We start from the raw sequence: 24,984 nt of genomic DNA, 5'->3' as shown, positions 1-24,984 counted from the left end.
GAACGGAACCCCTCCATGGCACCCACACGCACCCCGGCACTGAGGCTCTCCGCGGAGGCCGAGGCCTTCCTCGCCGAGAACCACCTGTGCACCTTCACCACGCTGCGGCCCGACGGCAGCCCCCACACCGCGCCGGTGCGCTTCACCTGGGACGGTGACGCGGGCCTGGCCAGGGTCATGACGACGGCGACCCGCCGCAAGGCCAGGAACCTGCTGGCCAACCCGGGCGGCCGGGTGTCGGTCTGCCAGCTGGCGGGTTGGCAGTGGCTCACCCTGGAGGGGACGGCCACCGTCTCCACGGACCCCTCCCGGGTCGCGGAGGGCGTCCGCCGCTACACCGAGCGGTACTGGTCGGCGCCGCCGCAACCGCCGGGCCTGGCCGTCGTGGAGATCCGGGTCGACCGGGTGCTCGGCGGCTGAGAAGGCGGCCGAGAAGGACACCGCGGACAGCGGTACGCGCCACGAGGGTGCCGGAAGCAGTGCTTCCGGCACCCTCGCGCGTCCGCCCGCGCCCCTCTCACCTCCCCGGAGCGGTCCCCTGACACTGCTGCCGGGGATCTGACGAACTTTTCAGAGCCCTGTATCGGAGACCGTTCAGCTTCCCGCGGCCCCTCGGAATACTGGAGAAAACGCCAGCGGGAGAGGGAAGATGGAAAGCTTGAACGCCGATGTCATCGTTGCCGGAGCGGGCCCTGCGGGACTCATGCTCGCCGGAGAACTGCGCCTTTCCGGCCTCTCCGTGATCGTCCTCGACCGTCTGACCGAACCGATGCGCCAATCCCGCGCACTCGGATTCTCGGCCCGCACCATCGAGGAATTCGGACAGCGCGGTCTCCTCGCGGAATTCGGGGAACTCGACACCATTCCGGGAGGCCACTTCGGCGGCCTTCCCATCGACTACCGCATCATCGAAGGCGGGAACTTCGGCGTCCGCGGGGTCCCGCAGTCCCGCACCGAGGCGATCCTCCACGACTGGGCCGTGGGCCTGGGCGCGGAGATACGCCGCGGCCACGAGGTCGTGGGCCTCACCGACGGCGAGGACGCCGTCGAGGTCGAGATCGCCGGCCCCGAGGGCGTCGAGCGGCTGCGCGCCGCCTACCTGGTGGGCTGCGACGGAGCCCGCAGCACCGTCCGCCGCCTCTCCGGCATCGACTTCCCCGGCACCAGCGCCACCATCGAGATGAAGATGGCCGACGTGACCGGCGTCCCGCTGCGGATCCGCCCCACCGGCGAGGTCGGCGAGCAGGGCATGGTCGTGGTCCTCCCGCTCGGCCCGCACGCCACCCGCGTCGTCGTCTTCGAGCGCGGCGCCGGCGTCCGGCCCACCCAGGAGCCCCCCACCTTCCAGGAGGTGGCCGAGTCCTTCCAGCGGGTGACCGGCGAGGACATCAGCGGCGCCACCCCGCTGTGGACCAGCTACTTCACCGACGCGAGCCGGCACGCGGCCGAGTACCGCAAGGGCCGCGTCTTCCTCGCCGGCGACGCCGCCCACATCCACCTGCCCATCGGCGCGCAGGGCATCAGCGCCGCCGTCGGCGACGTGGTCAACCTCGGCTGGAAGCTCGCCGCCGCCGTCAAGGGCACCGCCCCCGAGGGGCTGCTCGACACGTACCACACCGAGCGCCACCCGGTCGGCGCCCGCATCGTCGCCAACACCCTGGTCCAGCGCACCCTCTACCTCGGCGGCCCCGAGGCCGACCCGCTGCGCGAGCTGTTCGCCGAACTGGTCCGCATCGAGGAGGTGCGCACCCACCTCGTCGGGCTGGTCACCGGTCTGGACACCACGTACGGCGCCGCCCCCGGCGACCACCCGCTCCTCGGCCGTCGGCTGCCCGACCAGGAGCTCCTGGTCGACGACGCGAAGACCAGCACGTACGAACTGCTGCACAAGGGCCGCCCGGTCCTGCTCGACCTGCACGACAACGCCGACCTGCGCGCCGCCGCCGCCGGTTGGACGGACCGCGTCGACGTGGTCACCGCCACCCGCAACGACGCCGACGCGCCGGCCGCGAGCCTGCTGGTACGCCCCGACGGCTACGTCGCCTGGGTCGCCGCGGACGGCTCCCCGCAGGGCCTGGCCCAGGCCCTGACCGACTGGTTCGGCGCGCCGCGCCACACCGCCTGACCCGATGACCGGCCGGCGTCCACGCAAGCGCCGAGTGAAATCGACAAAGAGGAGTACGGTCTTGCCCACCAAGGCTGAGGCAACGAAAGAGGCCCCCCAGGCCGAAGAGTGGAACGAGTGCGACGTCCTGATCCTGGGATCGGGTCTCGCGGGCTCGATCACCGGGGCGATCCTGGCCCGCCAGGGCGCCAACGTCGTCCTCATAGACGCCGGCCAACACCCGCGGTTCGCCGTCGGCGAGTCGCAGAATCCGCAGCTCGTCGAGTGGCTGCACATCCTCGCCACGCGCTACGACGTCCCCGAGATCAAGCACATGCTCGACATCAAGGCGATCACCGAGCACATGGGGCCCCACCACGGCCGCAAGCAGAGCTTCGGCTTCGTCTCGCACGACAAGAACCGCGAGCCGAACCCGGCCGAGGCCACGATGTTCGTGATCCCCAAGATGCTGACGGAGGCCGTCCACCTCTACCGGCAGGACACCGACTCGTACTACCTGAACGTCGCGGCCAAGTACGGTTGCACGATCCGGCAGAACTGGCGTGCCACCGACCTCGACTTCGACGAGGACGGCGTCACGGTAACGGGCCACACCGGTGAGGTGTTCCGGGCGAAGTTCCTCATCGACGCGAGCGGTTTCCGCTCCCCGCTCGCCGAGAAGTTCGCCCTGCGCGACAACCCGCCCCGTCACAAGCACCACTCGCGTTCGCTCTTCACGCACTACGTCGGCATCAAGCCGTACGACGACGTGTGCAACTACCCGGAGGCGCTGCGCCCGCCCGCCGAATCGCCCTTCCACGGCGGCACGCTCCACCACCTGATCGAGCGCGGCTGGTTCTGGATCATCCCGTTCGACAATTACAAGGACTCCAAGAACCCGGTCTGCAGCGTCGGCCTGACCTTCGACGAGCGGTTGTACCCCAAGCCGACGGACATGACCCCCGACGAGGAGTTCAACCACTACCTCGACATGTACCCGGCGGTGAAACGCCAGTTCGACGGGGCCAAGCGGGTCCGCGAGTGGGTCTCCACCGACCGGATCCAGTACTCCTCCAAGCAGACCATCGGCCACCGCTGGTGCCTGATGTCGCACGCCGCGGGCTTCATCGACCCGCTGTACTCACGCGGTCTGTCGAACACCTTCGAGGTCGTCGACGCCCTCGCCTACCGGGTGCTGGACGCGTTGCGCGAGGACGACTTCTCGGTCGAGCGCTTCGAGTACGTGGAACGCCTGGAGCAGGGCCTGCTGGAGTACAACGACAAGATCGTCAACGCCTCCTACATCGCCTTCAGCCACTTCCGCCTCTGGAACGCCGTCTTCCGGGTGTGGGCCTGCTTCACCACCCCGGCGACCATGCGCCAGATCATGGCGCGCCAGAACTTCACCCTCGACGGCGACGACCGCCACTTCAGGGAGATGGAGAAGGCCCCCTACACGGGCCTGTGGTGGCCGGACAGCCACGCCTTCAAGCACCTCTTCGACATCACCGCCGAGACCTGCGAACGGTTCGAGGCCGGCGAGATCGACGGGGACAAGGCGGCCGACATCGTCTTCGAGGCGATCCGCGACTGCGAGTCGGTCAACACGCCGTTCGGCTGGAAGGACCCCGAGGACCACCGCTTCTTCCGGGCGACCACCCCCACGATGATGAAGTTCATGTGGTGGGCGAGCACCTCCGGCCCCAAGGAGATGCGCGACCTCGGCCGCTCCATGCTCAAGGGCGTCGTCCGGCAGGGTGTGCGCGGCCGCAAGGTCTCCTGAGCCCCGGCCCCTCCCCGGTTCCACCGGCCCCGCCGCCCCTCCGGCCGGCCGGGCCGGTGGCCCGCCGCCGCGCCGAACCGCCGCGCGGCACGAGCGTGGCGTGCCGGCCCCCACAGCTTCGTCACCCGCTTCGCCCCACCCCTGTCGCCTCGACCCATGGGACAACCCGTGATCACTCGTAGAGCACTCATCGGCGCCGGCACGGCCGCGGTCGGCCTGACCGTCCTGCCCGCCGCGAACGTCACCGCCGCGGCCGAGGCCGGCCGCGCCCCCTGGAACCAGCTCGCGCGCAACCTCCAGGGCCGGCTCGTCCTGCCCACCGACGCCGCGTACGGCGTGGCCAAGCAGCTCGAACTCGCCCAGTTCGACGCCGCCAACCCCAAGGCCGTCGCCTACTGCGTCAGCTCCGCCGACGTCTCCGTCGCACTGCGCTTCGCCCAGGACAACTGCCTGCCCGCCGCCGTCCGCAGCGGCGGCCACAGCTTCGGCGGCTACTCGACCACCCCCGGCCTGATCATCGACGTGTCCGGGCTGAACGCGGTCGCCGTCGCCGCCGGCAACGGCTCGGTGAACATAGGCCCCGGCGCCCAGAACGTCGACATCCTGAACGCCCTGGCCCCGCACGGCCTCGTCGTCAGCGAGGGCGGTTGTCCGACCGTCGCGGCCGGCGGTTTCCTCCAGGGCGGCGGCTACGGGTTCCTGACCCGCCCGATGGGCATGGCCTGCGACGCCGTCACCTCGGCCGAGGTGGTCCTGGCCGACGGCCGGGTGGTCACCGCCTCGCCGACCCGCAACAGCGACCTGTTCTGGGCGATCCGCGGCGGTGGCGGCGGAAACTTCGGCGTGGTCACCCGCTTCACGGTCACCCCGCACGTCGGCGACCAGATGGCCATCACGAACCTGATCTTCCCGTACGACCGCGCCGCGGACGTCCTGGACGCCGCCACGACGTGGCTGGTGGACGCCCCCCGCACCATCGGCGGCGGCGGGTACGTCGTCCAACCGGACGCGGCACCCGGCTCCGTCCCCAACGTCAACATCATGCTGGCCTCCCGGGGCACCCCGGCCGAACGGGACGCCGAGGCGGCCCGACTGATCGCCCTGACGGGCGCGCCCCTGGCCCGCCAGGACGCCGTCATGACGTACCAGCAGCTCATGATGATGATCTTCGGCTGCGGCACGCTCAGCCAGGACCAGTGCCAACGCGCGGGCAAGTCCCCGTCCGGCGTGCTCACCCGACCCGAGTTCGGCCTGGAGCGCACCCGCCTGGCCGGCCGGCCGCTGGGGCACACCGGTTGGACGGACGTGATGACGGCCTTCGACGCCGAGCGCAGGGCCGGCCAGGCCCGCTACCTCGACCTGCACTTCTTCGGGGGCGCGGCCAACGACCCGGGGCGCACGGACACGGCGTACGTCCACCGGGACTCGCTGTTCTCGGTCAACTACCGCGCCCTGATCAACGATCCGCAGCAGAACACCGCCGACGCGCGCGCGGTCGCCACCCACTGGGTGGACAACGGCTTCCGGACGATCGACCCGCTGTCCAACGGCGAGACGTACCAGAACTGGATGGACCCGGCCCTCACGGACTGGAAGCGGTCCTACTACGGCGAGAACTACGCCCGCCTGGCCAGGATCAAGACCAAGTACGACCCCGCGCGGTTCTTCTCCTTCGCGCAGGGCATCGGGTCCGCCGGCTGATCCGGACCCGGAACACGGGAAGGGGCCGCCGTCCCCGGACGGCGGCCCCGGATCCCGGGCGGCCGTCAGGGACGGCGGCCGTACCAGCCGACGAGCCTGTCGATCGCGGGAGCATCCTCGTGCACCTGAACCACCGGACCGAACGGAACCTGGCCGCCACGCGGCTCGGCCGGCACGGCGCGGTGCATGTTCGCCAACGGTGCGGCGAGCATCTCCGGGTCCCACGCCGGGTTCTGGCCGGTGGCCTTGGCGAGGTCCCAGACGTGCAGGACGAACTCGTTGGTGTAGATCACCGAGGCGACCACACCGGGGACCGGGCCCCAGGGCAGACCGATCTGACGACCCAGCACGGCCGGGTCGGACCAGACCGCGTCGAACTCCTTGACGGAGACCGCCCAGGCCTCGGCCCAGGCACCGTCGGCGACGTCCTCGGCGAAGTGCGGAACGCTCATGAAGGAACCGCCCGCACCGAGCACGGCGACCCGGCGCAGCACCGACACCAGGTGGTTGGCCATGTCCCGGACCGAGTAGTCCGGACAGGGCGTGACCTCGTCGTACTGGTCCGGGCGGATGCCGGCGAGGACCTCGTGGGCCAGTGCGACGACCTTGAAGAGGCCGCCGCGGGGGTCGGTGGACGGGCGGGTGGCAGGGGTGCCGGAAACATTCACAGTCTCTGTCATGACTCCATCTTCCCCACCAAACAGGTCATCTCATGGCCTATTAGAAAGAACGTGGGCAAAATGAAGGCTGATCGTCTGGTCGCCACGCTGCTCTTCCTCCAGGCGCGCGGACGCGTCACGGTCAAGGAGGTCGCGGGCGAACTCGAAGTCTCCGAACGCACCGCCCGCCGCGACCTGGAGGCGCTGACCCTGGCGGGCGTGCCCGTCTACTCCCAGCGCGGGCGCGGCGGCGGCTGGAGCCTGGTGGGCGGATCCCGTACCGACCTCACCGGCTTCACCCAGCGCGAGATCGGGGCGCTGTTCCTCGCCGCCGGTCCGCTCTCGGCCTCACCCGAACTCCGCGCCGCCCTGCGCAAACTCGTCCAGGCACTGCCCGCCCCCATGCGCCCGCACGCCGAGGCCGCCTCCAAGGCACTCGTCGTGGACGGCCTCGACTGGTCCCGGGCCGCCGTGCGCACCGCCGGCGGGCCGTACCACGACGCCCTGGAACAGGCGGTCCTGGACCGGGTGCGGATCACCCTCGGGTACGCGGATCCCGACACCCCGCCCGGACGGTGGACCGTCGATCCGCTCGGCCTGGTCTGCAAGGCCGGCCGATGGCACCTGGTCGCCGCCACCGAGGACGGCCTGCGGTCCTTCCGGCACACCGGGGTCACCTCCGTCACCGCCACCGGCGAACCCGCCCGCCGCCCCGAGGGCTTCGACCTGGCCACGGCGTGGCAGGCGCTGGCCGACGGGGTCGAACGGAGCCTGCGCACCGCCACGGTGCGCGCGGCGGTGCACACCGACGCGTTGCCCGCCCTGCGCGACCTGTTCGGCGACCGGCTGCGCGGACCGCGGCCGCGCGCCGACGGCCGCCTCGACATCGAGGCCGACGGGCCGTCACTCGACGTGCTCGCGGCCCGACTCGCCGGCTTCGGCGCCCGCGTCGAAGTACTCGGCCCACCCGAGGCGCGCGCCCGGCTGGCGCGCCTCGGTCGCGAACTCGCCTCCGTACACGGGCAGTCCGCACCGGGGCCGACCGTCCCGACCGGGGACAGCGCCTCCCGGAGGGATAGTCACTTTCCCCTAGGTACTTACTATGTCGAGGATGCTAGCGTCCCCGGTATCACGGCGAAGGACACCGTCCGGCCACCGCGGCGCCGCCCCCGACAGCGGCTTTCTCCCACCATGACCCTTGATGAAGGAGCATTCTCATGATCGTTGTCACCGGAGCCACCGGAAACGTCGGCCGCCCGCTGCTCGCCACCCTCACCGCGGCCGGCGCCGATGTCACCGCCGTCTCCCGAGGCCCGCTGCCCGCCGAACTCGCCCAGGGCGTACGCCACGTACAGGCCGACCTCGGTCAGGCGGAAAGCCTGCGCGAGACCCTGAAGGGCGCCGACGCACTGTTCATCCTGCTCGCCGGCGAACTGCTCGGCGGCGGCGAGAGCGCCGAGACCCTGCTGACCGTGGCCCGGGAGTCCGGCGTCCGCAAGGTCGTCCTGCTCTCCTCGCAGATCACCGCCACCCGCCCGGACGCGCAGTCCCACAACCGGCTGCGCGAGTTCGAGGACGCCGTTCGCGGCTCCGGCCTGGAGTGGACCGTCCTGCGCGCGGGCGGCTTCGCCTCCAACGCCTACGCCTGGGCCGAGTCGGTCCGCGCGGACCGCACCGTCCTCGCGCCGTTCGCCGACGTCGCGCTCCCGGTCGTCGACCCGGCGGACATCGCGGCCGTCGCCGCCGTCGCCCTGCGCGAGGAGGGCCACGCCGGCCAGACCTACGAGCTGACCGGCCCCGCCGCGGTCACCCCGCGCGAGCAGGCCGCCGCGCTCGGCGGAGTCCTCGGCGAGGAGATCACCTTCATCGAGCTCAGCCGCGAGGCCGCGTTCGCCCACATGTCGCAGTTCATGCCCGAGGGCGTCGTCCAGGGCACCCTCGACATCCTGGGACAGCCGCTCCCCTCCGAGCAGCGCGTCAGCCCCGACGTCGAGAAGGTCCTCGGCCGCCCGGCCTCCCCCTTCGCCGCCTGGGTCGAGCGCAGCCTGCCGGCCTTCAAGTAGGCCCACCGAGCCCGCGGGCCTCCTCTCCGCCCGACCGCCCCCGCACGGGACGGCGGGGAGGCCCGCGCCCGACCCGCCGGCCCCGCGCGACGGGGCCGGCACCCTTTCAGGCGAACGAAAACCGGTTCGCTAGTCACCGCTCTCCCGCTCACTCGTTCCCCTCACGTGATCCGTACTGGTGAAGGGACGCGAAGCCTGTGAGCAAACGTCAAAAGGGCCGAAGGCACCGCACCGTGAACATGACGCCCCGGCCGATCGGACCGCCCCGGGGCCGCCCGGTGCGCCCGCCGGCCGCCGTGTCCGCACGCGCTACCGGGCCCGACCCCGTGTCACCGCCCGAGACCGGCCCCGTGCCCGCCTCCGCGACCGAACTCGTGTCCGACCCCGTGGCGCCGCGTGGGAGCGACCCCGTGTCCGCCGGCGCGGATCCGGACGGTCCGCAGCCGCACCACACCCTGTTCCACACCTCCGCCAGCAACGGCGGACTCGGGCTGCCCGCGGCGCGCACCTGGAACGGACTGCGGGCCACCGCCCGGACCGGGGCCACCCTGGAAGAGCTGTCCGCCGCCGTCGGGTTCACCCAGCCGACGATCGCCAAGCACCTCAAGGCGCTGGCCGCCTTCCGCCTCGCGGAACAACGCGGCCCCCGCTGGCACCCGACCGACACGCACCTCACCTCGTCGGACACGACCGCCACGCCCTGACGCCCACGCGAAGGAGCCCCGCCGCGCCCCGACCCGGGCCGCCGCGGGGCTCCTTCGCGTCCGGGTCCGCGCGTCGGGCCCGCCCTTTCCGGGCGTCGGGTCGGTCACGGACGGTGGACGTGAGCCGCGCAGATGGCCGATCATGACCGGATGCCGCTCCGTACGCACGAGGTCGATCTGTTCGAGAGTTCCCGGGGCCGCCTGGAGGCGATCGCCTACCGCCTGCTGGGATCGGCCGGAGACGCCGAGGACGCCGTGCAGGACGTGTTCCTGCGGTGGCACGCGGCGGACCGGGAACGCATCGAGACGCCCGAGGCATGGCTGACGAAGGTGCTCACCAACCTCTGCCTCAACCAGCTCACCTCGGCGCGGGTCCGGCGGGAGACCTACGTCGGGCAGTGGCTTCCGGAGCCGGTCCTGGCCGGAGACCGGATGCTCGGCCCGGCCGACACCGTCGAGCAGCGCGAATCGGTCTCCGTCGCGATGCTCACCCTGATGGAGCGGCTGACGCCCAATGAGCGCGTGGTGTACGTACTGCGCGAGGCGTTCGGGTACGCGCACCGCGAGATCGCGGAGATCCTCGACCTCACCGAGTCCAACTGCCAACAGATCCACCGGCGCGCCAAACAGCACCTCGCCACGCACCGGGCCCGCACCGAGGTCGACGCGACCGCCGCGCGGAAGGTCGTCGAGGAGTTCCTCGCCGCGGCCCTCAGCGGCGACACCGACCCGCTGATCCGACTGCTCACCGACAACGCCGTCTCCGTGGCCGACGGCGGCGCCACGATCCAGGCCCGCAGGACCCCGGTCATCGGCGCGCTCCGCATCGCGCGCTACCTGCGCGCCCTGTTCCAGCCGGCGCCCGCCAAGCGCGCCCGCGCCGGCGGCAGTGTCGCCCTCCACGCCGCCGTCGTCAACGGCGGCCCCGCCGTGGTGATCGCGCGTGGCGAGCAGATCCTCGGCGTGATCTGCCTCGGCGCGACCCCCGACGGCGTCGAGGAGATCCACATCCAGGTCAACCCCGACAAGCTGGACCGCATCACGCGCCGGTGGGCGGCCGCGGGCCCCCATCACCCCCTCACGGAGGTGTGGTGACCCACGTCACACGCGCGACCTGTCAGGGATCGAGTGGCTGTCCGGTTCAGGAGGTGAGTCCCACCGGATAGGAGCGAGTCATGAAGCACCGCATTGTCGTCCTGGGAGCCGGGTACGCCGGAGCCATCACCGCCGGTCGCCTCGCCAAGCGGCTGCACCGCGACGACGTCGAGATCACCCTCGTCAACGGCGACCCCGAGTTCGTCGAGCGAGTGCGCCTGCACCAGCTCGCCGCCGGCCAGGACCTGCGGCCCCGCCCGCTGCGCGAGGTCTACGCGGGCACCGGCGTACGGCTGCGGGTGGCACGGGTCGCCTCGGTCGACGCGGACCGCAAGGCCGTCGCCCTCACCGGCGAGCGGGGCCCCGAGACCCTCGACTACGACACCCTCGTGTACGCCCTGGGCAGCACCACCACCGACCACGGCGTCCCCGGGGTCGCCGAGCACGCCCACAACGTCGCCGGGAAGCAGGACGCGCTGCGGCTGCGGGCGCGCCTGGCGGAGCTGGAGCCCGGCGGGACCGTGCTGGTCGCGGGCGGCGGCCTGACCGGTATCGAGGCGGCCACCGAGATCGCCGAGGCGCGCCCGGACCTCAAGGTCTCCATCGCCGCCCGCGGCGGCGTCGGCGACTGGCTCAGCGACAAGGCCCGGCGCCACCTGAGCGCCGTCCTCGACCGGCTCGGCATCGCGGTCCACGAGCGGGCCGACATCACGCGCGTCGAGGCGAACGGCGTGGTCACCGCCGGCGCCGGGCGGATCCCGGCCCAGGTGACCGTGTGGACCGCGGGCTTCACCGTCCACCCGATCGCGGCCGCCACCACCCTGACGGTCTCCGACACCGGGCGGATCGTCGTCGACGCCACGATGCGCTCGGTCTCCCACCCCGACGTGTACGCCGTCGGCGACGCCGCGCTCGCCGAAGGGGCGGGTGGCAGGCCGCTGCGGATGTCCTGCGCCACGGCGACCCCGATGGCGTGGCAGGCCGCCGACGCCCTCGCCGCGCGCCTGACCGGCCGCAAGGTCCAGGAGACCACCATCGGCTACGCCACCCAGTGCATCAGCCTCGGGCGCCGCGACGGGATCCTCCAGCGCGTGACCCACGAGGACGAGGTCACGTCCACCGTCATCGCGGGCCGCGGCGGTGCCCGCATCAAGGAGCTGATCTGCTCGGCCGCGGCCTGGAGCATCTCGCACCCGACCATGTTGATGCCGAGCCGCCGCCGACGCCTCGTGGCGACCCGCGAGGCGGGGACCCGACTCGTCACGACGTGACCCCGACTCGTCGCCACGTGACGCGGCCCCCGCGTCCGAGGACTGCGGACCGCGCGCAGGTCCGTTGCGGACCGGTCCGCTCCGGCCCCGGTCCGCTCCGGACCGCCCGCCTCAAACCGGGGAGGTGCCGGGCCCGGGGCGCCGGGCCCGGGCCCATGTCGGCGTCCAGACCTCGACCTCGGGGCGGTCGGGGCGGGTGGACCGGAGGTGGTCGCGGAGCAGGGCGAGCGCGGGGTGCGGGTTGTCGCCGAGCCAGACCAGCGAGTGCGGGTAGACCGGTGTCGGGTCGCGCACCTCGATGCGCCGCAGGTCGTGGTGGGCGGGCCCGACGAGCGGGTCCTCCGCACCGACGAAGGTCGCCAGCGTCGAGGAACCGGCGATCGCCTCCAGGAGGGCGTCGGAACCGAAGTTGGGGCCGATCGTGTCGATGGTGAGACCGAACTCGGCCGAGAGTTCGTCGTAGTAGGCGGCCCATTCGGTGCCGGGGACGATGCCCGGCATCCAGATCTTGTGCCGGGCGAGGTCGGCCGGCCCGACCGCGCCGGCGCCGGCCAGTTCGTGGGCCGGCCCGGTGAGGAGTTGGAGGCGGTCGTCCAGGACGCGGACGCTCTCGATGCCGTCGGGGAGTTCCCGGGCCGGCATCGTGAGGGCGCGGAAGGTGGCGTCGATCGTGCCCGCCCGGACGGCGGCGATCGCCGAGTCGGCGTCGAGGATGTTGGTCACCACGTCGAGGTCGCTCTCCGGATGCGCGCCGTGGAACGCGCGCAGCAGACGAGCGGGAGCGATCCGCCGGTTGATCACGTCGACGCGCAGGGCGCGGCGGCCCGGACGTACGGAATCCGCGGCCCGCTCCTCGGCGCGCAGGAGCGCGCGGGCGTGGGGCAGGAGGGCCTGCCCGTCGACGGTGAGCCGGGTGCCGTGCGGGGTGCGCGTGAAGAGCCGCACCCCGAGTTCCCTCTCCAGGGCGGTGACGCGCTTGGATACGGCCTGCTGGGTGATCGACAGGTCGTCGGCGGCCCGCTGGAAGCGGCCCGCGTCCGCAATGGCCACGAAGGTGCGTACGGCATCGAGATTCACGCCGACCCACCCTAGGCCCTGGCCGGCCGCACAACGCGCGGTTGTGAACCCCGGTCGGCGGGTTGTTTGACCGACCGGTGTGTCCCTCGCTTTGATTCCTCCCGTCAGGACGAGGGTGTTCCACGGCGGCGGGGAGTGTGTCGATCATGGTGGCTGGACGGTCGCTCGGCCGGCCGTTCGGATGGCTCTGGACGGCGTACGCGATCAGCACCCTCGGCACGTGGCTCGCGTTCGACGCCTTCCCCCTGATCGCGATCCTCGTACTGCACGCCGGACCGACCGAGGTCTCGCTGCTGGCGGCCGCCGGACTGGCGGTCGGCGCGGTGGTGGCGCTGCCGCTCGGCCCGTGGCTGGAGTTCCGACGCAAGCGGCCCCTGATGGTCGCGATGGACCTGGTCCGGTTCGCGGCGCTGATGAGCGTGCCCGCGGCGTTCGCACTGGGTCGGCTGGACTTCGCCCAACTGCTGGTCGTGGCGGTCGTCGTCGGCGCGGCCGACATCGTCTTCACGGCCTCCGCCGGCGCGTGCGTGAAGGCACTCGTCCGGCCGCGGGACCTGCTCGTCGCGAACGGCCGCTTCGAGTCCACGACGTGGACGGCCACCATGATCGGACCCCCGCTCGGTGGCGCCGCCATCGCCGCGTTCGGCCCGGTGGTGACCGTGGTGGCCAACGCCGTGAGCCACCTCCTCTCGGCAGCGGGGATCCGCGCGATGGGCGGCCCGCCGGAGCCGCGCCCCGTGCCCGCCCAAGCGCCGCCCCGGTCGCGAATCGGCGACCTGTTCGAAGGGTGGCGGTACATCCTGACGGACTCCGCGCTGCGCCCGCTGTTCTTCAACACGGTGCTGGTCAGCGGCCTGATCATGGCGACCTCGCCGCTGCTCGCCGTCCTCGTGCTCGGCCGGCTCGGGTTCGCGCCCTGGCAGTACGCCCTCGCCTTCGCCGTGCCCTGCGTCGGCGGTCTGATCGGCTCACGGTCGGCCCCGAGGCTCGTCGCCCGCTTCGGACGGCACCGGGTCATGCTCACCGCCGGGACCCTACGGGCGTGTTGGTCGCTCGGGACGGCCTTCGTCGGCCCCGGCGCCGCCGGCCTCGTGTTCCTCATGGCCGTCGAGTTCGGCCTGATCACCTGTATGGGAGTGTTCAACCCGGTGTTCGCCACCCACCGGCTCGAACGGACCCCGACGGACCGGGTCGTGCGCACCCTGGCCGCGTGGTCGGTCACCAGTAAGGCCGCCATCGCCGTACTGACCGCGCTGTGGGGCCTGTTGGCCGCCGTCACCGGGCCTCGTACGGCGATCGCGATCGCCGGCCTGCTCATGCTGACGACCCCGCTCCTGCTGCCCCGACACGAGCGCACGTCACGACCCGGGCGGAAGGCGGCCCTCGACCCCACGTGACGCACGGGCATGCGCGATCATGACCGAATGGACACCCGATTCCTTGGTATGGCCGATCTGGTCGACGTCCCGTCCGTGGCGGTGGTCGTCGACGTCATGCGCGCTTTCACCGTGGCCGCCTGGGCCTTCGCCCAGGGGGCGGAGAAGATCGTTCTTGCCGGGTCGCTGGACGAGGCCCTGGCGCTCAAGGCCTCCCACCCGGAGTGGGTGGCGCTGAAGGACGGTCCGCGCGCGCCCGGGTTCGAGATGGTCAACTCCCCGGGCCTGCTGCGCTCCGTCGACCTGGGTGGACGGACCGTCGTGCAGAAGACCACGGCGGGGACGGTCGGCGCCCTCGCCGTGAAGGAGGCGTCGCTGGTGCTGTGCGCCGGCTTCGTGGTGGCGGAGGCGACGGCCCGGCTCCTGCGGACGCGCGGGAGCGACAGCGTCACGTTCGTGGTCACCGGCGAGGACGGGCGGGCCGACGAGGATCTGGCGTGCGCCCAGTACATCGCCGGGAGGGCCACCGACGCCGGGACGGACGCCGCCGAGTTCCTCCGCCGCGCCGCCCAGTCGCGCGCCGCCGCCGAACTGATCGAAGGGGTGCGCCAGGGAGTCCATCCCGACGACGTCGCGCTCTGCCTCGAACTCGACCGCTTCCCCTTCGCCATGGTGGCGACCTCGGAAGGCCCCCTCATGGTCCTGCGCCCCCACGCGATGCCCTCACCGGCCGGCGCGGGTCGGCCCGATCTGCCATGAGACGGGTACGCGCCCCGTTCCGCGTCGGTGTCCGCGTCGGTGTCGGCGTCCGCGGACGGAGGGCGCTCGTGTGCGTCGTGGCCGCCGCGTCCCTCTGCGCCGCCGTCGCGGCGTACGCCCGCGCCGACTACGGCGTGCCGGCGGGTCCCTTCGCCCGGACCGCTCCGTGTACGGAGGTGGTCGCGCGCCTTCCCGAGCACCTCATGGGACGTGGACGCGACGCGGTCGACGGCGCCGGGACCGCCGGGTGGGGCGGCCGGGCCGTCGTACTGCGCTGCGGCGTGGAACCCCTCGCCCCGACCATCGACACCTGTGTGGACGTCAACGGCTTCGACTGGGTCCTCGACGATGCCAGGGTCAAGCGGGACGGAGTGTGGGTGTTCACCACGTACGGGCGTGAACCCGCCGTCGAGGTCTCCTTCACGCGCGGTTCCCGGCCCGCGGGCGACGCCCTGGTCACGATCAACGACGCCCTGGGCGGCCTCGTACGGACGGCCAAGTGCCTTGCGTTGAGCGACACCTGACGATCCGTCCGGTCGGCCGAACGGCGGGCCCCCGGCCGACGGCGAACCGGGCCGCGCCGATGCCCGGCCAGGGCGTGGTCTCAGGCGACGTCCCCGAGGTGGTCGCGCTGGATGCGGTGGGCGAGGGCGCGGCGTACGGACGGTGGCCCGGCGGGTGCGTCGGCGGCGGCGCCGGCCTTCGGCGGGACGTCGAGGCCCCGGCTGATCTCGTCGTAGGCGGACCGGTAGCCGCCGGGGAGTGCGGCCCGGCGCTGCCTCAGGTCCTCTTCGACGAGACGTCGCAGTTCGTCGACCGTTGCGGGCGTGAAGCGCCTGCGTCCCCGGGCGAGGGCGTTCACGAGGCGCGCGCAGTGGGCGCCGCCGTCGAGGGTCTCGGCGAGCGCGTCGGCCAGGCCCCACAGTCGCCCTTCGAGCCAGGGCGCGTCGTGCTGGTCGAGGGCGAGCCCGATGGGGGGCGGCGGGGCGCCCGCCCCGTGCTTCGTCACCTGCTTGGACACGGCGGGCTGGCTCATGTCGGTGAGGCGGGCGATCTTCTCCTGGGTCCAGCCGTAGCCGACGAGCACCCTGATCATCTCGGCCCGCAGCCGCCGCGCCTCCTCGCCCGCGCGGATGACGTCGTTCAGGTCGGCGAGCATCCGCGCGGCCTGCTCGTCGGTCAGTGTCGCGCCGTCGCGACGTGGGGTGTCTTCGCTTGCCATGACTCGGTTGTACTCCGGAATCCGCTCGGCCACAACCAGGTTGTAAAACCAGGTTATGGCCGGCAGGGTGCAGGTCATGCCCACCTTTCGCGCACCCGACGGGACCCGGCTCGCCTACCGCGTCGTCGCGGACCGGGACCCGGCCGCCGACCCGGCCCCCGGCCCGCGGTCCACCGCTGCCCCGTCCACCGCCGCCGTCGCCGCCTCCACCGTCGCCCCGCCCACCGCCGCCCCGATCGTCTGTGTCCCGGGAGGCCCCGCCGACTCGCGCTACCTCGGTGACCTCGGCGGCCTGTCCGCGCACCGCCCGCTGATCGTGTCGGACCTGCGCGGCACCGGCCGTTCCGTGGTTCCCGAGGACACCTCCTCCTACCGCTGCGACCGCCTGGTCGACGACGTCGAGGCGCTGCGCGTCCACCTCGGGCTGCCCCGGATGACGCTGCTCGGCCACAGCGCCGGCGCGAACATCGCGACGCAGTACGCCGCCCGGTACCCGGACCGGCTCGACCGGCTCGTCCTGGTCGGCCCCGGTACCCGCGCGGTCGGCCTGACGATCCATGCGCGGACGCGCCGTGAACTCGCCCTGCTCCGGCGCGACGAGCCGTGGTTCCCGACCGCGTTCGCCGCCCTGGAAGCCATCATGGAGGGCACCGGCGGCGACACGGAGGCCGTCGCCCCCTTCTTCCACGGTCGCTGGGACGACCAGGCCCGCCGGCACCACGAGGCGGGCAGGCCGGACAACGAGGAAGCCGTCGCCCTCTTCGGGGCCGAGGGCGCCTTCACCCCGGAGAGCACGCGCGCGGCACTCGCCGCCTTCGAGGCCCCCGCGCTGCTGCTCGTCGGGGAGTTCGACATGAACAGCCCCCCGGCGTCGGTGGCCGAGTTCGCGGCGCTGTTCCCCGACGCCAGGCTCGTCGTGCAGCCGGGAGCGGGCCACCACCCCTGGCTCGACGACCCCGACCGTTTCGCGGCGACCCTCGCCGCCTTCACGGGGTGAGCGGCCCGGCCCGGCCCGGCGCGCCGCCGGCTCGGCCCGGTCGTGCGGCGGGGTGCTCAGTCCTCCGCGAGCCGGGCTTCGAGGTCGATGACCCACCGCCGGGCCCACTCGCGCAGGTCGGCGATGGCGTGCGCGTCGAGACCGTACTCGGCGAACTCCTCGTCGTCGTACCACTCGGAGCCGGCCAGCCGGTCCCGGAGGTCGTCGAGGCGGAACTCGTCGCGCCCGTGCCGCGCGCCCAGACGCTCCAGTTCGCCCAGATTGCGGTGCCGGAGGCGGTGGGCCGCCTGCACGTCGATGAGATCGCGCGGGGCGCCCCGGTCGGCCAGGGCACGGACCTTGGTGCCGATCACGTCGTCGAGGGCGAGGACCGGCCCGTACTCGGTGTCCTCCGGGGCGGACCAGAGGTTCTCCTTGAGGACGTCCACCTCGCACCGCGCGCCGTCGGCGGGGTCGGTGACCATGAGGCGGGCGGCCAGCGGGTCCACGGCGACGACCTCCACGCCCCAGCCGCGCCGGGTGAGCTCGTGGACCAGGTCGGCGGCGATGTCCTCCATGGGAGCGGGGTTCTCGGTGGCGACGTCGAGGTCCTGGCTGAGCCGGTCCACGAGCCCGTGGGCCTGCACGGCGTAGCCACCGGTGAGGACGAGCGGGTACGGGGAGCCGATGGCGATGACGTCGGCGAGGAGCCGGCGGTGCAGCCCGCTGAGGTTCACGCGGGCGGGGTGGTCCGGGTCGGGAGCTGGGGGAAGCGGTCCTCCCACACCTGCCGGACGTGCCGGCTGACCAGGGTGCGCAGGACGGGCCACTGCGCGACCAGGAGGTCCCGGTCCAGGAAGGCGATCAGGTCCTCGCGCCGGCCCTCGGCGAGGACGGTCCGGTACAGGCTCATGCGCTGGCGCGGGCGGTCCAGGTCGTACGTCCGCATCCCGGACCAGGCGACGTGCGGCGGCAGCGCCACCGGCCCGCGGACGGGCCCCGTCAGCTCGGCGAGGGAGCCGGGCAGGCGGCCGGCGTACCGCGAGCGGAGCACCTCGCCGACCGGTGCCGGCGGGACGGGGGAGGACAGCTGAGCCATGGGGCCAGTATCGCGTGTCCCACCCGCCTCCGGCACGACGGGTGCGGGATTCCCCCGATGGTGTGTGCGCCGGGGACAGACCCTAGGCACTGTCCCCGGGCCGCCGGCCGAGCGGCAGCAGGTACTGCAACGGCTGTTCGAGGTCGTCCAGCCCGAGGAGTTCGTGGGCCAGGTCGTCGTGGAAGCCGCCGAGCGGGGTGCCGCCCAGGCCCAGGGCCGTCGCGGTGAGCAGCAGCGTCTGCGTCAGGTGGCCGGTCTCCAGCAGGGCCAGGCGCAGGGCGCGCAGGCCGTAGCGGCGCCGCAGCACGCCGAGGTCCGCGTACACGGCCAGGACCACCGGAGCGCCGTCGACGCCGATCCAGTCGGGGTCCGTCGCGGGACGGGACAGGTACGTCGACAGCGCCTTGATCTCCTCCACCGGGGGCACCGGCCCCACGCGGCGCAGCGACCGCGACTTCGGCACGCACTCGTAGGTGCCCGCCGGGACCCCGGCGGTGTCGAGCACCAGTAGCCGCACCCGGGCGGTGTACAGGGCGCCGGCGCTCGGGTGGGGGCGGTGGACGAGGGTACGTGTCGAGCCGTCCGGGAGGAGCTGCTCGGAGCGTCCGCTCTCGGACAGGGAGTGCCACAGCAACGCGCCCAGCGTGTCCGCGTCGAGCGGCCCGGTGAGCGCGCCCCGCATCGAGGACCGGCTCGCGAGGACCTCGCGCAGCGACACCCCGGGCAGCGGCCCGGTCGGCAGCGCGATCTCCGGCCCGGCCGCTCCCCACCCCGCCCCGCCGGACGCCGACGCCGGGGAGAGCGGCGCCGACGGCCGCAGGGCCGTGTCCTCGCCGCGCCCGATCTGGAACTTGCTGCGCTCCAGGTACCGGAAGTCGGGCGCGGTGTGCGAGGACGGGAAGTAGTCGGCCGGCTCGTCCGTCGTTGCCGAGCCCGTCATCTCAGAGCCCGTCGTCTCAGAGCCCGTCGTCGCAGCACCCGTCGTCTCAAAGCCCGCTGTCTCCGAGCCCGTCGTCTCCAGCAGGGTCCGGGCGACCAGCCGGCACACCGCCCGCTCCTCGTCGGGGGTGACCCCGAGCCGGTTGAACAGCATGTGGAGCTGCGAGGCCCACACCCAGGCGTACGAGGCCTCCGGCCCGCCGCCGGCCCGCAGCGCCGCGTCGGCCTGGCGGACCCGGTCGGTCCACCGGACCAGCCAGGGCGCCGCCGTACCGTCCGCGAGCCGCCGTCGCAGGTCCGCCGCGCGCCGCCCCAGCGTCGAACGCTGCGCCGCGTACACGGAGTTGACCCGGGCGTGTACCGACGCGCCCGGCAGCAGCGGCACCTCGGTGACCCACCGCCAGCCGGCCGCGTGCCCGCGCAGCCAGCGCGCCGCGGCGAGCTCTCCCATGCCGAGCGCGTACGCCGTCGCGTGCGCCAGGTCCGCCGCGACCGTCAGCCGCGTCGCGGCGCCCCCGCCCCGTACCTCCCGCAGGGCCTCGACGACCACCCGCGTGGAGTCGACGAAGACCTCCTCGGCGACCGGCAGCGCGAGCGGGCCGCCGTACCGGTCCGTCTCGGGCTCGTACGGCACGGGGCGCACCTCCCCGTGGGCGGACGGCCACGGGCCCGGCACCGCGGGAACCTCCTTCGCGGCCCGCGCCAACTCCCGCGGCAGCCGCGCCGCCGGGGCCGGCTCCGCGCCGTGCACCCGGATCCGCAGGTGGGGCCCGTCCTCCCCGTAGCGGATGAAGAACCACCCGGTGGCCTCCCCGGCCGCCACCAGGCCGTCCAGCAGCGGGGCCACGTCCCGCAACAGGAACGCGTCGGCGTCCTCGGCGGTGGCGTGCAGGAACAGGTGGTGGCTCTGCCAGGTGTCGGTCGTCGTCATCTGAGGTCCTCGTCGTGGGCTGGGCCATGCCGTCGGGCCCGTGCCGCCGGGGGCCCGTGCCGTCGTGGGGTCAGTCGTGGGGTCAGTCGCAGGGTCAGTCGCAGGGTCAGTCGTGGGGTCAGTCGTGGCGTCAGGGGAAGGGGTGCGGGTGGATCGCGAGGTCCGCCGGGCGCAACGGCCGGTCCGTGCGGCCGAACCGGTACGGCACCTCCAGCAGCCGCGGAAGCCCCCCGGTGCGGTGATTGACGTGCCCGAAGGTCATCGGCAGGGCGCCCGGGACGACGACCTTCACCGCGTGCAGTCCGAGCCGGCGGCGCAGCCCGGGCTCCGACTGGTCGACGGTGATCACCTCCAGCCCGGCTCGGGACAGCCGCTCCACGCTCGCCCCCAGCAGGTCGGCGAGGTCACCCACCGGTTCCGGGGCCCCCGGCCAGGCCTCCTCGACCGACAGCCGGGGCGTGTCGGCGAACAGGAACTCCAGGCGCGGGCCGGCCTCGGGCAGCGTGTTCACGCCGACGTGGTCGTCCAGGGACACCACCAGCTCCGGCCGGTCCAGCATCGGCCGCAGGCGTCGCGGATCGCGCGGGCCGCCCTCGGCGAGGGAACGGTGCCCCGCGTCCAGCACGTTGGTGACGACCTCGGCCACCGCGGAGCGGATCGCCGCGCGCGGATCGTGGTGGGCGCCGGCCGCCAGGAACATGCGGGGCGCGTCCGGGTGGGAGCCCTCGTACCGGCAGACCGCCACGACGGCCGGGACGCCGAAGTCGTTCGTCGCGTCGAGCAGGACGAGCCCGTAGCCGGCCAGCGCCGCCCGGTCCGCGAGCAGCGCGGTGTCCAGGTCGTCCGGCGGCGGCAGCACACGGCGCAGGGGCGTCGCCGCGTACCACGCCATCAGGAACGCGTCGCGCTCCGCCACCTCGAACAGTCCGTAGAGCGCGGCCTCTTCGGGGCTGTTGCCGAGTCCGCAGCCGTTCGATGACTCGTACACCACGCGGGGCCGGTCGGCGCCGGGGACGTCCCAGTACGCCACGTGCTCCGGCACGGCCGTCGGCCGCCGCCGGGTGAGCGACCAGCCGTGTACCCAGTCCATGACCAGGTCCGGGGCGTAGGGCACGGTCGGCGACGACGGGTGGCCGTGGTGGGCGGGGTCGGGCAGGCCGAGCCGCTCCGGGTCCACGGCCCGATCCGGCCCCAACTCCGCGAAGGAGGCGCGCAGCCCCGTGCGCCGCCCGGTCGGCCGCATTCCGGTGTACCGCTCCACGCTCTCGAACAGCGCGATCCGCTCACTGTCGCCGAAGTCCCCGGACCGGCCGTACCCGCCGTCGTCCACGAGACGGCCGTCGGTCACGAACGCGCTGGTCAGGCAGAACGCCGAGTCCTCGGACCGGAACAGCGCGCGCACCGGGCCGAACCGCTCGTCGTACAGGGCCTCGCGCAGCCGCGCCGGCGTGGTCAGCGGGTTGGGCGCGCGGAGCACGTACGGATCGGGGAGCGGGCGGGGCGCCGAGGGCAGCGGGGCGACCTCGGACGCGGAGTCCGGAGGCAGCGGGCGGCACACCGCGCAGCCGCCGACGGGGCGGACGCGGTGCGTGGACCAGGTGCCGCGCCCCAGGTGCACGACGTACACGACGGCCGACTCCGTGCCCGGCTCCGCGCCCGGATCCGCACCGGGGTCGGTCTCCTCGGGTCCGGTCGGTTCCAGCAGCTCCAGCGCGAGGGCGCCCAGCGACTCCGAGAGGGCCGGCGAGGGCACGCCGGCCAGCTCCAGGGTCGGGCTCCGCCACGGTACGCGGCCGCCCGCCGTGGCCAGCCGCTGGTACTCGGCGCAACACAGGCAGGCCGCCGCGCCCGGCCGCAGCACCGGCCCGACCACCGCCAGCGCCCCGTCGAAGCGCACCGGTACGAACTCCACGGGGTGGCCGAGCGCGTGCCGGCTCAACTCCTCGGCGAGGCCGAGGGTCCAGCGCGGCAGGAGGACCACGGCCGCGCCGGACACGGCCGCCGTCGCGGAACCGGCGTCGAGCACGGGCACCGGCAGCGTCCCGAGCGGACCGGACGGCTGCGCGGTCGCGGTCGCGATCGGCTGCACGGTCGAGGCCGGCTGCACGGTCGAGGCTGGCTTCGCGTTCGTGGTCGCCGAGGTCATCGGGCCTCCCGGAGGGTGTGCGTGTGCAGGACGGTGAAACCGAACGCCCGCAGCAGCGCGCCGGGTTCGCCGGCGCTCCCGGGGGCGGGCGCCCCCGGGGCACGGTCCGGGCCCGTCACCCGGCGCAGCGCCTCCTGGAACGCGTCCTCGCGCCCGGCGAGTTCCGTCAACCAGCGGCCGGTCCACCCCGAGTCCTCCCAGGCGGCCGTCCGCCCCCCGGCGGCGGCCAGCGGCGCGACCGCGCCACCCGAGCCCGAGGCGAACCCGCGGTCGGGGTCGCGGGCGGAGCCGGGATCGGGGGCCGAGACGCGGGCGACGGCCGCGAGCGCGGCGAAGGCGGCCGCGTCGCCCGGCGTCGCCTCCACGGCGTCACCGAGCAGGGGGAGTTCACCGGGCGGCCCCGACGCGACCTCGTGGGGCCCGGTCGGGCGGACGACGGCGCGGTACACCTCCTCGCCCGGAGCGACCCGGAACACCTCAAGGCGCGCGGGTACGGCGAGGCGGTCGGTCAGCGTGGTCCACCAGTGGCGCACCTGAGGGTGCCCGGTCCACCGGTCGGCGGGCACGGACGCCGGCCCGCCCGCCGGCGCCCGCCGGCCGGTGGCGACCGCCCGCAGGGCCCGGCCCCGGGCGTGCCCGGGGTTCGCCCCGACGGTGAACCCGTCGCCCCCGAGCAGGAGTTCGGCGGCCCGGCAGAACAGGTCCAGGCGCGCCAGGTCCAGCCGCGGCGCGCCGCCGACCAGGGCGTCGTCGGGCCGGCCCGCCCGGCGCAGGACGCAGCGGGCGAGCGGCACGGGCAACTGGCGCAGGTCTCCCGGGAGCGGCTCCGGCAGCATCCCGCACCGGTCGTCGGTGAGGGCGGCCATCCGCCGGAGCGCCTCGTCGAGGGTGGCGGCCGGAGCCGCGCGCACCCGCCGGTCGGCGTCCACGCGACGGGGCCCGAGCCAGCTGCGGTAGTCGGCCCGAAGCGGCCGGGCGTCCGCCAGCAACACCGCCGGCAGCCCGGGTAGCAGCCGGTCGTCCTCGCCTTCGGCCGCCGGGTCCGCCAGCCCGGCGGCCCCGCACAGCAACCGGTGCGCCGCGGCGCCCGCGAGCAGCGGGAGGAACGCGGCGGGCAGGGCGGACACTTCCGGCAGGTCGGGGCGGTCGAGCCGGGCCTCCAGGGCCTCGGCCTCGGACCGGATCTGGGCGGGACTGCCGAGCGCGGTGGCGTACCCGGTCCCGCCGCGCCGACCGACGGCCACGCCCCGGACGGGTCCCGCCCCTCGGGCGTACAGGAGGACGCGGTCCCCGGGCAGATCCGGATCGACGGTGTACTCGACGGGCAGCCCGCCCGCCGCCAACGCCCGCCCGGCCGCCCTGGCCGGCGGTCCGTCGGGAGCGCCGGACACCACCTCGGCGCGGGTCCCGGCGAGCGCGGCCCGCGCGGCGTCGGGCCGCTCGGCCGTCACGCCGAGCCAGTCCCCGACCGGGTCGGGCCCGGGGGTCCGCGCGGTGTCCGGGCGCGGCGTCCGGTCCGCCACGAGCAGGTCGTGCGCATCCAGTTGCCCCACGAGGGTGTCCACCGCCCCGCGCAGCGCCGATCCGGGCTCCAGACCGTCCAGGAAGTCCTCGAACCCGCCGTCGCGCAGGGGCCCCTGCAGAGCGCGCCACAGGGTCGGCAGCGCCTTGCTGCCCTCCAGGGTGACGCTCCCGCGCCGCCCGCGCAGGTGCAGGCCCTCGCGCAACGGGGTCACGGCCACCCCGGGGCGCAACCGCCGCCCGAGCCGGGAGCCCGCGCCGGCGTCCCGTACGACGTCGCTTGGAGCGGGCTGTTCGGCGGGTTGCAGGGCGGACTGTTCGGTGGGCTGTTCGGTGGGCTGTTCGGCGCTCACGAGGCTCCCTCCACCGCGTCGACGGCCGCGCCGATCTCCGTACGCCAGTCGCAGCCGGTCAGACCGGGCACCGTACGGATCACCAGGTGCGCCGCCAGGTACCGCTCCAGCGGGCGGACGTCGCAGATGGCCAGGAGCCGGTACAGGGCGTTCGTGGACGCACGGTGGATCAGGTAGTCGGGGCGGCTCCACATCGTCCCCTCGGGGTCGGACCGGCGCAGCAGTTCGTGGAAGGCGCTGTAGCCGGTGCGTTCCTCGTGGTTCCAGCGCCGCGCCGTCCCGGCGTCCCCGGTGGCCGCGGCCCGCGCCCGGTACGCGTCCGGGGAACCGTGCAGGTCCGCGCCCGCCTCGTACCGGCTCCGCACCAGCTCCCAGGCGCCCGCCGAGTACCCGGACCAGGCCCGCTCCCACCCCTGCGCGCCGCCGCCGGAGATCCGCCCGACGAGGCCGGTCACCGCCTCGTCCACCCGCTCGGCGTGACGCTCGAACCGGTCCCGCAGCCGTCCGTCCGGATCCTCGTGGAAGAGGAAGTCCTCCAGGTGGGACACGTACGAGTAGTGACCGCCCGCCAACCCCCCGGGGTGGGCGCCGGCGTGCGCGGCGAGTGCGACCACCGCGAGCTGGATCCGCGCCTGCGCGCGGTCGCCGTGCTTGCCGAGGAAGCCGGCGCCCGCGCGCAGGGGGCCCAGGCCGGCGCGCAGCAGCTCGTCGCGCAGGTCGGCGCCGTCGGCGCCGAGGAGGCCGCGCAGCGCGGTGCGGTCCACGGACTCGACCCGGACGGTGTTGTCCGCGACGATCGGGCCGTAGGGGCCCGGGAGGAGTTCGGCGCGGCCGGCCTCGGCGGCCCGCTCCAACAACTCGGCGTCGGTGAGGTCGCCGTGCGAGGGGTGGGCCCGCAGCCACGCGCGGACGTCGGTCGCGGCGCACTCGGCGGCGGCCTCGACCCGTTCGCGCGGGCCCACCAGGCGCAGCCTCAGGTGCGGGCCGTGCAACCAGTGCCGTTCCACGTGGGCGGCGCACCCGTCCGCGGCGAAGGCCTCCGCGAGCGGCACCACCACCTCGCGCAACAGGGGCGCCTTGACGGGGTGGTGGTGGTAGACGACCACGTCCAGGGCGTCCAAGGCGTCCCGGGCGTCCCCGGCCTGCGGGGCGTCGCTGTCGATGGGTCGCACGTCTCGCACGCCTCGCCCGCTCTCTTCCGGCTC

22 protein-coding genes are annotated in these 24,984 nt (G+C 74.1%); 13 read left to right on the top strand and 9 right to left on the bottom strand.

Annotated features, from left to right (window positions below; genetic code table 11):
- Positions 1-15: 15 nt before the first annotated feature.
- The 4 genes from ACIRO3_RS24540 (at position 16) to ACIRO3_RS24525 (ending at position 5,588) form a co-directional block, all read left to right on the top strand.
- Entirely contained in the window at positions 16-420 is a 405-nt protein-coding gene (locus tag ACIRO3_RS24540; protein WP_361781104.1) for a PPOX class F420-dependent oxidoreductase, read from the top strand.
- 229 nt (positions 421-649) lie between these two features.
- Positions 650-2,125, top strand: coding sequence for an FAD-dependent monooxygenase (locus ACIRO3_RS24535; protein ID WP_404140240.1), 1,476 nt, complete (start codon positions 650-652; stop codon positions 2,123-2,125).
- Between the two features lie 61 nt (positions 2,126-2,186).
- A complete protein-coding gene (locus ACIRO3_RS24530) occupies positions 2,187-3,887 on the top strand; it encodes an NAD(P)/FAD-dependent oxidoreductase (protein WP_404140237.1) in 1,701 nt (566 codons plus the stop codon).
- A 156-nt stretch (positions 3,888-4,043) separates the two neighbouring features.
- Complete coding sequence (locus ACIRO3_RS24525; RefSeq protein ID WP_404140235.1) at positions 4,044-5,588, top strand: FAD-binding oxidoreductase; 1,545 nt, start codon at positions 4,044-4,046, stop codon at positions 5,586-5,588.
- A gap of 65 nt (positions 5,589-5,653) precedes the next feature.
- Here ACIRO3_RS24525 and ACIRO3_RS24520 read toward each other — a convergent pair whose 3' ends face one another.
- A complete protein-coding gene (locus tag ACIRO3_RS24520; protein ID WP_361781115.1) occupies positions 5,654-6,268 on the bottom strand; it encodes a TIGR03086 family metal-binding protein in 615 nt (204 codons plus the stop codon).
- 60 nt (positions 6,269-6,328) lie between these two features.
- Between ACIRO3_RS24520 and ACIRO3_RS24515 the strand changes: the two genes are divergently transcribed.
- The 5 genes from ACIRO3_RS24515 (at position 6,329) to ACIRO3_RS24495 (ending at position 11,380) form a co-directional block, all read left to right on the top strand.
- Positions 6,329-7,468, top strand: a complete 1,140-nt coding sequence (locus tag ACIRO3_RS24515) for a helix-turn-helix transcriptional regulator (RefSeq protein WP_404140231.1) — start codon at positions 6,329-6,331, stop codon at positions 7,466-7,468.
- The gene (locus ACIRO3_RS24510) at positions 7,465-8,310 is read left to right on the top strand and encodes an NAD(P)H-binding protein (protein WP_361781121.1); all 846 of its coding nucleotides are present in this window, start codon (positions 7,465-7,467) and stop codon (positions 8,308-8,310) included. The genes ACIRO3_RS24515 and ACIRO3_RS24510 overlap by 4 nt, the downstream gene beginning before the upstream one ends.
- A gap of 350 nt (positions 8,311-8,660) precedes the next feature.
- Entirely contained in the window at positions 8,661-9,014 is a 354-nt protein-coding gene (locus tag ACIRO3_RS24505) for a hypothetical protein (RefSeq protein WP_404140228.1), read from the top strand.
- 150 nt (positions 9,015-9,164) lie between these two features.
- On the top strand, positions 9,165-10,109 hold the full coding sequence (locus ACIRO3_RS24500; protein ID WP_404140226.1) for an RNA polymerase sigma-70 factor: 945 nt from the start codon (positions 9,165-9,167) through the stop codon (positions 10,107-10,109).
- Positions 10,110-10,189: 80 nt separating this feature from the next.
- On the top strand, positions 10,190-11,380 hold the full coding sequence (locus ACIRO3_RS24495) for an NAD(P)/FAD-dependent oxidoreductase (protein WP_404140224.1): 1,191 nt from the start codon (positions 10,190-10,192) through the stop codon (positions 11,378-11,380).
- A 111-nt stretch (positions 11,381-11,491) separates the two neighbouring features.
- Here ACIRO3_RS24495 and ACIRO3_RS24490 read toward each other — a convergent pair whose 3' ends face one another.
- Positions 11,492-12,457 carry a LysR family transcriptional regulator gene (locus tag ACIRO3_RS24490; RefSeq protein WP_404140221.1) on the bottom strand — a complete coding sequence of 322 codons (966 nt, stop codon included), beginning with the start codon at positions 12,455-12,457 and terminating at the stop codon, positions 11,492-11,494.
- Positions 12,458-12,603: 146 nt separating this feature from the next.
- Between ACIRO3_RS24490 and ACIRO3_RS24485 the strand changes: the two genes are divergently transcribed.
- The 3 genes from ACIRO3_RS24485 to ACIRO3_RS24475 all read left to right on the top strand — a co-directional run bounded on the left by ACIRO3_RS24485 (position 12,604) and on the right by ACIRO3_RS24475 (position 15,116).
- On the top strand, positions 12,604-13,854 hold the full coding sequence (locus ACIRO3_RS24485) for an MFS transporter (RefSeq protein ID WP_404140218.1): 1,251 nt from the start codon (positions 12,604-12,606) through the stop codon (positions 13,852-13,854).
- A gap of 27 nt (positions 13,855-13,881) precedes the next feature.
- Positions 13,882-14,592 carry a 2-phosphosulfolactate phosphatase gene (locus tag ACIRO3_RS24480; RefSeq protein ID WP_404140215.1) on the top strand — a complete coding sequence of 237 codons (711 nt, stop codon included), beginning with the start codon at positions 13,882-13,884 and terminating at the stop codon, positions 14,590-14,592.
- 68 nt (positions 14,593-14,660) lie between these two features.
- Positions 14,661-15,116, top strand: a complete 456-nt coding sequence (locus ACIRO3_RS24475) for a DUF3515 family protein (protein WP_404140213.1) — start codon at positions 14,661-14,663, stop codon at positions 15,114-15,116.
- Positions 15,117-15,196: 80 nt separating this feature from the next.
- Here ACIRO3_RS24475 and ACIRO3_RS24470 read toward each other — a convergent pair whose 3' ends face one another.
- Entirely contained in the window at positions 15,197-15,814 is a 618-nt protein-coding gene (locus ACIRO3_RS24470; RefSeq protein ID WP_404140210.1) for a sigma-70 family RNA polymerase sigma factor, read from the bottom strand.
- Positions 15,815-15,890: 76 nt separating this feature from the next.
- Here ACIRO3_RS24470 and ACIRO3_RS24465 point away from each other — a divergent pair, with 76 nt between their 5' ends.
- Positions 15,891-16,811: an alpha/beta fold hydrolase gene (locus tag ACIRO3_RS24465; RefSeq protein WP_404140207.1), complete on the top strand. Its 921-nt coding sequence runs from the start codon at positions 15,891-15,893 to the stop codon at positions 16,809-16,811.
- 56 nt (positions 16,812-16,867) lie between these two features.
- Here the strand turns inward: ACIRO3_RS24465 and ACIRO3_RS24460 are convergent, their stop codons facing one another.
- From ACIRO3_RS24460 to ACIRO3_RS24435, 6 genes are all read right to left on the bottom strand, one after another.
- Positions 16,868-17,527, bottom strand: coding sequence for a nucleotidyl transferase AbiEii/AbiGii toxin family protein (locus ACIRO3_RS24460; protein WP_361781151.1), 660 nt, complete (start codon positions 17,525-17,527; stop codon positions 16,868-16,870).
- Entirely contained in the window at positions 17,524-17,889 is a 366-nt protein-coding gene (locus ACIRO3_RS24455; protein ID WP_366000438.1) for a hypothetical protein, read from the bottom strand. Before ACIRO3_RS24455 ends, ACIRO3_RS24460 begins: the two co-directional genes overlap by 4 nt.
- 82 nt (positions 17,890-17,971) lie before the next feature.
- On the bottom strand, positions 17,972-19,759 hold the full coding sequence (locus ACIRO3_RS24450) for a thiopeptide-type bacteriocin biosynthesis protein (protein WP_404140202.1): 1,788 nt from the start codon (positions 19,757-19,759) through the stop codon (positions 17,972-17,974).
- A 130-nt stretch (positions 19,760-19,889) separates the two neighbouring features.
- Entirely contained in the window at positions 19,890-21,905 is a 2,016-nt protein-coding gene (locus ACIRO3_RS24445) for a TOMM precursor leader peptide-binding protein (protein WP_404140199.1), read from the bottom strand.
- The gene (locus tag ACIRO3_RS24440; protein ID WP_404140196.1) at positions 21,902-23,779 is read right to left on the bottom strand and encodes a hypothetical protein; all 1,878 of its coding nucleotides are present in this window, start codon (positions 23,777-23,779) and stop codon (positions 21,902-21,904) included. Before ACIRO3_RS24440 ends, ACIRO3_RS24445 begins: the two co-directional genes overlap by 4 nt.
- Positions 23,776-24,951 (bottom strand): lantibiotic dehydratase C-terminal domain-containing protein, encoded by a 1,176-nt coding sequence (locus tag ACIRO3_RS24435; RefSeq protein WP_404140193.1) that lies wholly within the window; start codon positions 24,949-24,951, stop codon positions 23,776-23,778. Before ACIRO3_RS24435 ends, ACIRO3_RS24440 begins: the two co-directional genes overlap by 4 nt.
- Positions 24,952-24,984 lie beyond the last annotated feature (33 nt).

Origin of the sequence: Streptomyces sp. NPDC102278 (assembly GCF_044766345.1) — a bacterium.
Classification (GTDB): domain Bacteria; phylum Actinomycetota; class Actinomycetes; order Streptomycetales; family Streptomycetaceae; genus Streptomyces.
This window is presented reverse-complemented; position numbering and strand designations above follow the sequence as displayed.

Bases quoted from the DNA above. Each gene is read 5' to 3' on its own strand.
- ACIRO3_RS24540 (WP_361781104.1), top strand. From the start codon at position 16: ATGGCACCCACACGCACCCCGGCACTGAGGCTCTCCGCGGAGGCCGAG.
- ACIRO3_RS24535 (WP_404140240.1), top strand. From the start codon at position 650: ATGGAAAGCTTGAACGCCGATGTCATCGTTGCCGGAGCGGGCCCTGCG.
- ACIRO3_RS24525 (WP_404140235.1), top strand. From the start codon at position 4,044: ATGGGACAACCCGTGATCACTCGTAGAGCACTCATCGGCGCCGGCACG.
- ACIRO3_RS24520 (WP_361781115.1), bottom strand. From the start codon at position 6,268: ATGACAGAGACTGTGAATGTTTCCGGCACCCCTGCCACCCGCCCGTCC.
- ACIRO3_RS24515 (WP_404140231.1), top strand. From the start codon at position 6,329: ATGAAGGCTGATCGTCTGGTCGCCACGCTGCTCTTCCTCCAGGCGCGC.
- ACIRO3_RS24510 (WP_361781121.1), top strand. From the start codon at position 7,465: ATGATCGTTGTCACCGGAGCCACCGGAAACGTCGGCCGCCCGCTGCTC.
- ACIRO3_RS24500 (WP_404140226.1), top strand. From the start codon at position 9,165: ATGCCGCTCCGTACGCACGAGGTCGATCTGTTCGAGAGTTCCCGGGGC.
- ACIRO3_RS24495 (WP_404140224.1), top strand. From the start codon at position 10,190: ATGAAGCACCGCATTGTCGTCCTGGGAGCCGGGTACGCCGGAGCCATC.
- ACIRO3_RS24485 (WP_404140218.1), top strand. From the start codon at position 12,604: ATGGTGGCTGGACGGTCGCTCGGCCGGCCGTTCGGATGGCTCTGGACG.
- ACIRO3_RS24480 (WP_404140215.1), top strand. From the start codon at position 13,882: ATGGACACCCGATTCCTTGGTATGGCCGATCTGGTCGACGTCCCGTCC.
- ACIRO3_RS24470 (WP_404140210.1), bottom strand. From the start codon at position 15,814: ATGGCAAGCGAAGACACCCCACGTCGCGACGGCGCGACACTGACCGAC.
- ACIRO3_RS24465 (WP_404140207.1), top strand. From the start codon at position 15,891: ATGCCCACCTTTCGCGCACCCGACGGGACCCGGCTCGCCTACCGCGTC.
- ACIRO3_RS24455 (WP_366000438.1), bottom strand. From the start codon at position 17,889: ATGGCTCAGCTGTCCTCCCCCGTCCCGCCGGCACCGGTCGGCGAGGTG.
- ACIRO3_RS24450 (WP_404140202.1), bottom strand. From the start codon at position 19,759: ATGACGACGACCGACACCTGGCAGAGCCACCACCTGTTCCTGCACGCC.
- ACIRO3_RS24445 (WP_404140199.1), bottom strand. From the start codon at position 21,905: ATGACCTCGGCGACCACGAACGCGAAGCCAGCCTCGACCGTGCAGCCG.